This is a genomic window from Novosphingobium sp., from assembly GCF_025351285.1.
Taxonomy (GTDB): Bacteria; Pseudomonadota; Alphaproteobacteria; order Sphingomonadales; family Sphingomonadaceae; genus Novosphingobium.
Map to the genome: position 1 here is coordinate 1 of NZ_JANXWG010000126.1, position 10673 is coordinate 10673.

Annotated in this window: 8 protein-coding genes; 6 read left to right on the forward strand and 2 right to left on the reverse strand. The window is 63.4% G+C overall.

The genetic code is table 11. The features are described from left to right. From Q0R16_RS15330 to Q0R16_RS15340, 3 genes are all read left to right on the forward strand, one after another. Nucleotides 1-1243: aminomethyltransferase family protein (locus Q0R16_RS15330; protein ID WP_295637968.1), on the forward strand; the 1243-nt coding region annotated here is incomplete at its 5' end. Then, complete coding sequence (locus Q0R16_RS15335) at nt 1243-2481, forward strand: aromatic ring-hydroxylating dioxygenase subunit alpha (RefSeq protein WP_295637971.1); 1239 nt, start codon at nt 1243-1245, stop codon at nt 2479-2481. The genes Q0R16_RS15330 and Q0R16_RS15335, both read left to right, overlap by 1 nt. 14 nt (nt 2482-2495) lie before the next feature. Further along, the gene (locus Q0R16_RS15340) at nt 2496-3545 is read left to right on the forward strand and encodes an alcohol dehydrogenase family protein (RefSeq protein WP_295637975.1); all 1050 of its coding nucleotides are present in this window, start codon (nt 2496-2498) and stop codon (nt 3543-3545) included. Here Q0R16_RS15340 and Q0R16_RS15345 read toward each other — a convergent pair. Beyond that, a complete protein-coding gene (locus Q0R16_RS15345) occupies nt 3542-4906 on the reverse strand; it encodes an aspartate aminotransferase family protein (protein ID WP_295637977.1) in 1365 nt (454 codons plus the stop codon). The two genes, Q0R16_RS15340 and Q0R16_RS15345, sit on opposite strands and share 4 nt — an antisense overlap. 40 nt (nt 4907-4946) lie before the next feature. After that, the gene (locus tag Q0R16_RS15350) at nt 4947-6332 is read right to left on the reverse strand and encodes an amino acid permease (protein ID WP_295637979.1); all 1386 of its coding nucleotides are present in this window, start codon (nt 6330-6332) and stop codon (nt 4947-4949) included. A gap of 238 nt (nt 6333-6570) precedes the next feature. Here Q0R16_RS15350 and Q0R16_RS15355 point away from each other — a divergent pair, with 238 nt between their 5' ends. From Q0R16_RS15355 to Q0R16_RS15365, 3 genes are read left to right on the forward strand one after another with little or no spacing between them, the layout of a single operon-like run. Further along, nucleotides 6571-9078, forward strand: coding sequence for an FAD-dependent oxidoreductase (locus Q0R16_RS15355; protein WP_295637982.1), 2508 nt, complete (start codon nt 6571-6573; stop codon nt 9076-9078). A 4-nt stretch (nt 9079-9082) separates the two neighbouring features. After that, the gene (locus Q0R16_RS15360; protein ID WP_295637986.1) at nt 9083-10330 is read left to right on the forward strand and encodes an aromatic ring-hydroxylating dioxygenase subunit alpha; all 1248 of its coding nucleotides are present in this window, start codon (nt 9083-9085) and stop codon (nt 10328-10330) included. Next, nucleotides 10330-10656, forward strand: a complete 327-nt coding sequence (locus Q0R16_RS15365; RefSeq protein ID WP_295637989.1) for a cupin domain-containing protein — start codon at nt 10330-10332, stop codon at nt 10654-10656. The genes Q0R16_RS15360 and Q0R16_RS15365 overlap by 1 nt, the downstream gene beginning before the upstream one ends. The last annotated feature ends 17 nt before the right edge of the window (nt 10657-10673 follow it).

Here is a 10673-nt window from a genome sequence, read left to right on the forward strand (position 1 = left end):
GGGGCTGCTTTACGCGACGCACTACCCGTTCAAGCAATACGAAACCGCGCGCGGGGTGCGCAAATCGGCGATCCACGACCGACTGGCCGTGGCCGGCGCTTGCTTCGGCGAGGCCTTCGGCTGGGAGCGCGCCAACTGGTATGGCGAGCCGGGATCGGCACCGAAGTACGAATACAGCTATGGCCGACAGAACTGGTTCGAAGCCAGCGCCGCCGAATGCAAGGCGGTGCGCGAGGCGGTCGCGCTGTTCGACCAGTCGAGCTTCGCCAAGTTCCGCCTGGAGGGCCGCGATGCCTGCGCTGTGCTCAACCGGGTCTGCGCCAACGATGTCGACGTGGCACCGGGCAAGTTGGTCTATACCCAGTGGCTCAACGCCAAGGGCGGGATCGAAGCTGACCTGACCGTGACCCGGCTGGGCAAGGATGCTTACCTGATCGTGGGCGGAGCCGAGACCGAAGCACGCGATTTTAACTGGCTCAAGCGACAATTCCCCGACGATGCCCACGCGGTGCTGACTAACGTGACGTCGGGCATGGGCGTGCTGTCGATCATGGGCCCCAACTCGCGCGCGCTGCTGCAATCGCTCAGCCCCAACGATTTGTCGGACGCTGCTTTCCCCTTCGCCACCAGCCAGGAGATCGAACTCGGCTACGCGATCGTCCGCGCCTCGCGGATCACGTACGTTGGTGAACTGGGCTGGGAATTGTACGTGCCCACCGAATTCCTGGCCGGTGTCTACGACGCAATCGCCGCCGCCGGGGCCGCATTCGGGCTCAAGCACGCCGGCTACCATGCGCTCAATTCGCTGCGGATGGAGAAGGCCTACCGCCACTGGGGACATGACGTCACCGACGAGGACACCCCGCTCGAAGCCGGGCTTGCCTTTGCGGTGATGCTCGACAAGCCAGGCGGTTTCATCGGCCGCGACGCGCTGGTGCGGCAGAAGCAGGAAGGGCTGAAGCAAAGGCTGGTGCAGTTTCTGCTCAAGTCGCCCGAACCGATGCTCTATCACAACGAACCGATCTGGCAGGGCGACCGCATCGCCGGCTACATCCGTTCGGGAATGTATGCGCACACGCTGGGGGCTGCCTGCGGGCTCGGCTATGTGACCGCGCCCGATGGCGGCGTGGTCGGCCCGATCGGCGCCGATGATTACGAGATCGAGATCGCAGGCGTGCGCCATCCGGCCACAGCCTCGCTCAAGCCGATGTATGACCCTACCAGCGCACGGATCAAAGCGTGATGAGCGAAGCAATGCAGGCACTCGTAGCGAATGCGCGCCTTGGCTACAGCCTCGAACAGCAATTCTACACCAGCGAGGCGGTGTTCAAGGCCGATATGGAACGCGTGATCGGCCGCAAGTGGCTGGTCGCCGGGCACGTTTCGCGCATTCCCAACAAGGGCGATTACTTCCTGTTCCGCATCGGCGCCGAACAGATCATCGTGATCCGCGAGAGCGAGGCCAGCGTCCGTGCCTTCTTCAACGTGTGCCGGCACCGCGGTTCCACGATCTGCGCGGCCGACAGCGGCAATGCGCCGCGGCTGGTGTGCCCGTATCACGCCTGGACGTTCGGGCTCGATGGCCGGCTGCTGGCCGCGCGGCTGATGCCCGAGGACTTCGACAAGGCCGAAAATGGCCTGTTCACCTGCCACATCCGTGTGTTCCACGGGCTGGTCTTCATCAACCTGAGCGCGGACGAGCCCGACGATTTCGACGCGACTTTCGGCGATGTGGGGCCGATCCTCGAATATCACGGGCTGGCCGACGCGCGGATTGCCCATGCCGGCAGCTACCCCACCGACGCCAACTGGAAGCTCGTCGTCGAGAACTTCTTCGAATGCTATCACTGCGTGCCATCGCACCCCGAATTCTGCTCGATCCACGCGGCGGAATCGATCGTCGCTGTGGGAGCGGGGCCAAGCTCGGGCCCGGCCGACGCGATCGCCAGTTTCGCGCCAAAACTCCAGGCGTGGGAGGCAAGCGCCGCTGCGCTGGGCCGCCCGATCGGCACGATCGACGAACCACCGACCAGCAGCCATCTTCGCTTGCTGATGCAGCGCATGAACAAGCCTGGCTGGGCCTCCGAAACGCAAGACGGCACGCCCCCTGCGCCGCTGATGGGCCAGCGTACCGCGCCCGATGGCGGGCGTATGCACCTCAGCTTCAGCCCGTTCAGCCAGATCGTGGCGGATGATCACTTTGTCATCCTGTTCCAGTTCACCCCGCGCTCGGCGCTGCGATCCGATGTCGAGATGATCTGGCTGGTCGATGGCCGCGCTAGCGAAGCCGAGGTGGATCTGGCCAAGATGACCTGGGGCTACCATGCCACCACCACGCAGGACAAAGTGATCACCGAAGCCAACCAGGCCGGGATCATGTCGAGCCGATACCAGCCCGGGCGCTATTCGGACCAGGAAGGCAGCGTGATCAATTTCCAGCAATGGTATCTGAACCACTTCGGGCCAGCCGCCGAGAAATGACCTTGCCCGGAACCATGCAAGCCGTTCTGCTGACCGGCAACGGCGGGTACGACAAGCTGGAGTTCCGCGACGATGTGCCGGTGCCTCATCCACGGGCCGGCGAAGTCCTGATCCGGATCGGCGCTGCGGGGGTCAACAACACCGATATCAACACGCGGATCGGCTGGTATTCGAAGGCAGTGAGCGATGCGACCGAGGCCGGCGGGTCGGCCGGTTTTACCGATGCCCTCGATGATGGCTGGTCGGGCGCGGCGTTTGCATTCCCGCGCATCCAGGGCGCCGATGCCTGCGGCCGGATCGTCACAGTGGGGGCTGGCGTGGACCATGCTCGGATCGGCGAGCGCGTGTTGGTCGAACCGGTATTTCGCGGTGAAGGACGCTTCGATGTCGTCTATTTCGGCTCTGAAGTTGACGGCGCCTTTGCCGATTATGCCCGCGCGCCATCGGTCCACGCGCACCGTATCGACAGCGCCTTGAGCGATGCCGAACTGGCGAGCTTTCCTTGCGCCTATTCGGCTGCCGAAAACATGCTGACCCGGATCGGCTTGGCGGCAGGCGAAAGCGTGCTGATCACCGGCGCGTCGGGCGGGGTCGGGTCGGCCGCCGTGCAACTTGCCCGGCGGCGGGGCGCGGAGGTTACCGCGATGGTGGGCGGTGACAAGGCAAGCGCGGTCAAGGCGTTGGGCGCCGATCGCGTCGTACCGCGCGATGCAGATCTGGTGAAGTTGTTCGGCGAGAGCCACTTCGATGCGGTGGTCGATGTCGTTGGCGGCGCGCTGTTCGCGTCGCTCCTCCAGGCTCTGAAGCCCGGCGGGCGTTACGCGGCCGCGGGTGCGATTTCCGGCCCGATCGTAAACCTCGACTTGCGGACGCTGTACCTCAAGGATCTGCTCCTGATCGGCTGCACCGTACTGGAGCCAGAGGTCTTCGCGAACCTCGTCGGCTATATCGAACGCGCCGAAATCAGGCCGGTGCTGGCTGCAACTTATCCGCGAGCGGAGATCGTCGCGGCGCAGGAATCGTTCCTGGCCAAGCGCCATGTCGGCAAGGTGGTGCTGGTCTAGTCGACGTTTTCGAGCAAATCGCCGATCCGCCCGACCATTTCGTCGATATGCGCCTTCTCCAGGATCAGCGGCGGCGAAAGCGCGATGATATCGCCGGTTACGCGGATCAGCAGGCCGGTGTCGAAGCAGCGGTGGAACAGTTCCATCGCGCGCTTGCCCACCTGTCCGGCTCGGGGTTCGAGCTCGATGCCCGCGACGATGCCCAGGTTGCGCACATCGATCACGTGCCGTTTGCCCTTGAGGCTGTGGACTGCGCTTTCCCAATAGCCCGATAGATCTGCGGCGCGCTCGAACAGTCCCTCGTCGCGGTACAAATCGAGAGTGGCCAGGCCCGCAGCAGCGGCGAGCGGATGGCCCGAATACGTGTAGCCGTGGAACAGTTCGATCCCGTCCGGCCCGCTTTCGACGACGGTATCATGGATTTCGCGGCTGAACGCCACCGCGCCCATCGGCACTGCGGCGTTGGTGAGCCCTTTGGCCATCGTGATCACGTCTGGCGTGACGCCCAGCACTTCGGCCGCCGTGGCGCCGCCCAACCGTCCAAAGGCGGTGATCACTTCGTCGAAAATCAACACGATGCCGTGCTTCGTGCAGATTTCGCGCAGCCGTTCGAGGTAGCCGATCGGCGGGATCAGCACGCCCGTAGAGCCCGCCATCGGCTCGACGATCACCGCCGCGATCGTGTCTGCGCCGTGCAGTGCGACGATCCGTTCGAGGTCGTCAGCAAGGTGTGCGCCATGCGTTGGGCGGCCGTGCGTGAACGCGTTGGCCATGTCATGCGTGTGGGGCAAGTGGTCGACGCCGGTCAGCAGGCTGCCGAATTGCCGGCGGTTGTTGCCGATCCCGCCAACCGAAATCCCGCCGAAGCCCACGCCATGATAGCCGCGTTCACGCCCGATCAGTCGGGTGCGCGTTCCTTCGCCGCGCGCACGGTGATAGGCCAGCGCGATCTTGAGCGCGGTGTCGACCGATTCAGACCCCGAATTGGTGAAGAATATCCGGTCCAGCCCCTCGGGCATAAGCGCCGCCACGCGCGTCGCCAGTTCGAACACCAGCGGATGCGCGAGCTGGAACGTGGGCGCAAAATCGAGTTCGCCCGCAGTTTTGCGGATCGCCTCGACGATCGGTGCGCGGCAATGCCCGGCGTTGACGCACCACAGGCCAGCCGTGCCATCGAGCAACTGCCGCCCGTCGCTGCTGGTGTAATGCATGCCGCTGGCCGAGGCGAGCAAGCGCGGGTTGGCCTTGAAAGCGCGGTTGGCGGTGAACGGCATCCAGAATGCTGCGAGCGGATCGTTTTCCAGTTTCACGCCAAGTTCTCCCCGCCACCAGCAATCGCCGATCATGACGCGATCGGGCACCGGCTTTCGATTGAAAAGAATATGGCGATCGGAAAAATTTCTACGCCGCCTGTGAAAAACGCAGCTTCACCCAGTAGCCAACTGCAAATCCGGCCGTAACCAGCACGCTTGCCCATAGTTCGACCTGGTGGCTGGCTGTCAGCCCCATCAGCACCAGCACGCCTGCCATCCCGGCAATCGCTGCCCAGGTGCCATACGGGTGGAACCACATGCGCAGCTTGAGCACCTGTGGTGCTTCGGCTTCGAAGCGGGTGCGCAAGCGCAACTGCGCGATCGCGATCAGCATGTAGATGAACAGCATGATCGCGCCCGAGGAATTGACCAGAAAGTTGAACACCCGGTCGGGCGACAAGACTGATGCGGCAAGCGCGGCATAGCTGAACAGGCTGGCAATCAGGATCGCGCGCGCCGGCACGCGCGCCTTGCTCAACGTCACGCACGAAGCCGGGGCATCGCCATTGCGCGCGAGGCCGAACATGGCGCGGCTGGTGATGTAGATGCCCGAATTGAGGCATGACAGTACCGCCACCAGCACGATTGCGTTCATCACCAGATCGGCCGCCGGATAGCCCATCGTGCGCAGTGCGTGAGCGAAGGGCGATACACCGACCTTGATCTCGTTCCAAGGCACCACCGCCACGATCATCAGGATCGACAGCACGAAAAACACCAGGATGCGCACCGACACCGAAATCGTCATGCGCGCGATCGTGTTGACGCCTTCATCGGATTCAGCCGCCGCCAGCGTGGCGATTTCGGCCCCGCACAACGAGAAGATCGTGGTCGCCACGCCGGCGAAAACCGCCGTCACGCCCGCCGGCGCGAACCCGCCATGCGCGGTGAGATTGCCGAAGGTCGATCCGGTCGGCGAAGTGATCCCGGTCGCGAAGGCGCCCGCCACCAGGATGAACACGATGATCGCCACCACCTTGACCGACGCGAACCAGAACTCGAACTCGCCATACGATCGCGCCGACAGCAAGTTCACTGCGGTCAGCAGCGCCATCAGCACCACGCCCACTTGCCACACCGCGAACTGCGGATACCAGGCACAGATGATCTTGGCGCCGGCGATGGCCTCGACCGCGATCACCACCACCCAGAAATACCAGTAAAGCCAGCCGACTAGGAACCCGGCCCAGTTGCCGATGCCCTCGCGTGCGAAATCGGGGAAGGTCTGCACGCCGGGCAGCGCGATCGCCATTTCGGAGATCATCCGCATCACCAGCAACACCAGGAACCCGGCCAGCGCATAACTCAGCACCGCCGCCGGCCCGATCGTGCTGATCGCGGTGGAAGAACCGACGAACAGCCCGGCGCCGATGATGCCGCCGAACGTGATCATCGAAACGTGGCGCGATTTAAGCGAGCGGCTGAGCTGATCGGCAGCGCGATCCTCGCTCAGCGGATTGGCAAGTGTGGTCAATCGTGGTCCCCGTCGGTGACAGCTTGCGCCGTCGTTGCGGTGGCGATCATGGCGGGGTTATGCGCAAGATGCCACGGACAATAATGCCGTTGCCACAACATCACGTTTGCTAAACTGATCCATTAGACTTCTCGATAGTGGTGCCATGGCTGCGGTTGGCGGTTGTCGGCCGCACCGCATGCCTGACATAGCATCACGATCACGGGCTGAAATCGATCAGATCCAACGGGCGGGCGCCATGAAATCGACGGCAAGGGCAGTGGTAATCGGCGGCGGCGTGGTGGGTGTGTCGACGCTTTACCACTTGGCAAAGCTGGGTTGGAGCGACTCTGTCCTGCTCGAACGCAAGGAACTGACATCGGGATCGACCTGGCACGCGGCCGGGCTGCTGCCGTTGTTCAACCTCAGCTATTCGGTCGGCAAGCTGCACCAGTATTCAGTCGAACTATACCCCAGCCTCGAGGCGGAAACCGAACTGAACGTCGGTTTTTCGCAAGTTTCCAATATCCGGCTGGCCACCAGCCCGGATCGCATGGACGAATATCGCTACTACGCCGGGATCGCGCGAACGATCGGCGTCGAAGTCGATTTCCTCACTGCTGATCAGGTCCGCGACATTTGGCCCCTGTGCAACACCGACGGCATCATCGGCGCGATCCGCCACCCCGCTGACGGTTACATTCAACCCGCGGACCTGACACAGGCGCTGGCCCGTGGCGCGCGGCAGCGCGGCGCGACGATCGAGCGGAACACTGCCGTCACCGGCATCACCCGGTTGCCCTCGGGCGAATGGCTGGTTTCGACTGATCAGGGTGACATCACCTGCGAGCACGTCATTTCGTGCTCGGGAAATTTCGCGAGGGCGACCGGGGCGATGGTCGGGCTCGATATTCCGGTGATCCCGGTCGAGCACCAGTATATCGTCACCGAACAGCACCCCGCGATCATGGAGCGCAAGCGGCAAGGGCTGCCCGAAATGGGCGTGCTGCGCGAGAGCGACGCTTCGTGGTACATGCGCGAGGAAGCCGGCGGGCTGCTGCTCGGGCCATACGAATTGGGCGCTCCGGCCTGCTACAAGGACGGCCCTGCCGCCAACAGCGAATACGAACTGTTCCCCGATGCGCTCGAACGGCTTGAACCCTACATCCTCGCGGCGATGGCACGCGTGCCGGCGTTCGGCGAAGTGGGCATCAAGAAAGTCTACAACGGCGCGATCGCTTACACGCCCGATGGATCGCCGATCGTCGGTCCGGCTTGGGGGCTCAAGAACTTCTGGCTCAACGAAGGCCACAGCTTCGGGGTGACCGCGGCGGGCGGAGCGGGCTGGCAACTCGCGCACTGGATCGTCGACGGTGAACCGACGATCGACATGATGGGCGTCGATCCGCGCCGCTTCGGCGACTACGCCGGACGCGGCTACCTGATTGAGAAGAACGAAGAAGCTTACGCAAAAGTCTTCGCCGTCCACTATCCCGACGAAGAACGAGAGGCCGCGCGGGGCTTGCGCCGTTCGCCCTGCTACGATCGGATGAAGGACTTGGGCGCAGTGTTCGGATCGGTCGTGGGCTGGGAACGGCCCAACTGGTTCGCGCCTGCGGGCTACGAACTGGGCGAGGCGGAACTGGCCAAGCCCGACGTGCTGCTGAAGCACAACCATCCGGTGGTCGAGGGCGAGCCGGTCCGCGAGAAATGGTCGTTCCGCCGCTCGAACTACTTCGAGCACGTTGGCAACGAATGCCGGCATGTCCATGAAAACGTGGGTATTCAGGACATGAGCGCCTTCGCCAAGTGCGAAGTGTCCGGCCCCGGCGCGGAAGGCTGGCTCGATGGCTTGCTCACCAACGCCGTGCCGAAGAAGGTGGGCCGGGTGACGCTGTCGTACCTGCTCACCGCGAAGGGCGGGGTGCGCGCGGAGTTTACAGTCTACAAAGTGGCACAGCAGCGGTATTATCTTGTCTCGGCAGGGGCTTACGAGCGGCACGATCACGATTACCTGCGCAAGGCGCTGCCGCACGACGGGTCGGTCATGTTCGAGCGGCTCACCACCGCGATGGGTGTGCTGGTGCTGGCCGGACCGCGCAGCCGCGATGTGCTGGCGAAACTCACCGATGCCGATCTGTCAAACGCGGCGTTTCCGTGGCTGACGGGCAAGCGGATCAGTCTGGGCGTGGCGCAAGTCGATGCGCTGCGGGTGAATTTCGTGGGTGAACTGGGCTGGGAGATTCACCATCCCATTGAAATGCAGACGTATATTTTCGACCATTTGATGAAAGCAGGGGCAGATTTCGGCATCAAGCCCTTCGGGATACGCGCAATGACGTCGATGGCGCTGGAGAAAAGCTACAAGCTGATCCCGCGCGAACTTTCGATCGAATATTCGGCCTATGAAAGTGGGTTGGACCGCTTCATCAGCCTGAAGAAGCAGGGTTTTTATGCCAAGGAAGCGCTGCTGGCGTGGCGAGACAAGGGGCTCACCAACCGGCTGGTGACAATGGAAGTCCACGGCGTGACCGATGCCGATGCGCGCGGGTCCGAGCCGATCTTCCTGGGCGAAGAACTCGTCGGCCGTGTCACCTCGGGTGGCTATGGCTGGCGTTGCGGCAAAAGCCTGGCGCTGGTGATGGTGCGGCCCGATCTGGGCGAGCCGGGAACCGAGTTGGAGATCACCATTCTCGGCCAGCGCCACAAGGCGACCGTAGTCGCGGATTCACCGTTCGATCCCGACAACACCGCGCTCAGGAGCTAGACCGATGTCGCTCTACAACCGCATCGCAACGGGGTTGCAACAGGACCGCAAGGGCTATTCGCTGCCGCGCGATCTTTACGTCAGCGAAGAGGCATTTCGGTTCGACACCGCGGTCATGCTCAAGTCGGTGTGGCTTTTTGCCTGCACCGTCGCGCACGTGAAAAATCCCGGCGACTACTTTGTGTTCGAACTGGCGCACAATTCGATCATCGTGGTGCGCGGGCGCGACAACCAGGTGCGCGCGTTCTGGAACACATGCCGCCACCGCGGCGCCCGGATCTGTACCGAGCAACGGGGTCGTGCGCCGCGCCTCATCTGCCCGTATCACCAGTGGACATATGGTCTCGATGGCGCACTGCTGGCAGCGCGCAGCACGGCCGACGATTTCAGCAAGGCGGACAACGGGCTGACCCCGGTCGCGCTCGAAAACGTCGGAGGGCTGATCTTCCTGTGCCTGTCCGACGATCCGCCACCGATCGACCGGGTGAAGGCCGATATTGCCGACCAGATTGCGGCTTACGATCTCGAAAAGTGCAAGGTTGCGGTGCAGGACAACCTGGTTGAGCATGCCAACTGGAAGCTCGTGATGGAGAACAATCGCGAGTGTTATCATTGCGATGCCGGCCACCCCGAACTGATCAGCGTGCTCGGCACATATGGTTTCGGCAAGGGCTTGCCCGAAGATGGCCACGCCGATGTGGTCGATGACAAGGCGTTCGACGCGATGGTCGAGGCCAAGCGCGCGCAGTGGCAGCAACTGGGCATCTACCGCGAGTTGATCGAGTTCCCCGACGGCTGGTGGCACCGTGTCGCGCGGCTGCCGCTGGCCAATGGTGCGGTGACGCAGTCGATCGACGGCAAGCTGGCGTGCAGGAAACTGATCGGGCCGTTTACCGAGCCCGAAACCTCCAGCCTTTCGGTGTGGAGCCAGCCCAATTCGTGGCACCATTTCTGCTGCGACCATGTGGTGTCTTTTTCGCTCACCCCGCTGTCAGCCGACCAAACGCTGCTGCGCACGAGCTGGCTGGTGCATGAGGACGCGGTTGAGGGCGTCGATTACGATCCCGACCACCTGGCCGCGCTGTGGCGCACCACCAACGATCAGGACGGGCGCTTTTCGATGCTCAATCACCAGGGCATTGCTACCGACGGCTACCGGCCCGGTCGCTATGCGGTGGAGGAAAAGCTGGTCGAGGATTTCAAGCAGTTCTACGTCGATCGGTCGCGGGCAGCGCTGGAGGGACTGGCCTGATGACCTTGCCCGAGACCGGCAACATGATCGTCCGCGCCGCTGACTGGACTCGTGCCGAGCGCCCGGACGAATTCCTGCGCTCGCTGGTCGATGATCCCGCGGGCTATCGAACCATGCTCTCAAAGGTCCCGCCGGGCCCACTCGGCGACATGCACGCGCACGATACGATCGAGCAGATCTACGTGATCGACGGCGATTTCTACGACGACGATGCCAGCTACGGCCCCGGCGATTTCGTGCTGCGGATGCCCGGCACCCAGCACCGCGCGGGCAGCCGCAATGGCTGCACGATGCTGCTGGTTTATGCCCCACTGGTGACTAAATGACCCGGTTCAGCGCGTTC

What these genes read in the sequence shown, in the direction of transcription:
- Q0R16_RS15355 (WP_295637982.1), top strand. Translation starts at nt 6,571, where the DNA reads ATGAAATCGACGGCAAGGGCAGTGGTAATCGGCGGCGGCGTGGTGGGT.
- Q0R16_RS15335 (WP_295637971.1), top strand. Translation starts at nt 1,243, where the DNA reads ATGAGCGAAGCAATGCAGGCACTCGTAGCGAATGCGCGCCTTGGCTAC.
- Q0R16_RS15340 (WP_295637975.1), top strand. Translation starts at nt 2,496, where the DNA reads ATGCAAGCCGTTCTGCTGACCGGCAACGGCGGGTACGACAAGCTGGAG.
- Q0R16_RS15360 (WP_295637986.1), top strand. Translation starts at nt 9,083, where the DNA reads ATGTCGCTCTACAACCGCATCGCAACGGGGTTGCAACAGGACCGCAAG.
- Q0R16_RS15365 (WP_295637989.1), top strand. Translation starts at nt 10,330, where the DNA reads ATGACCTTGCCCGAGACCGGCAACATGATCGTCCGCGCCGCTGACTGG.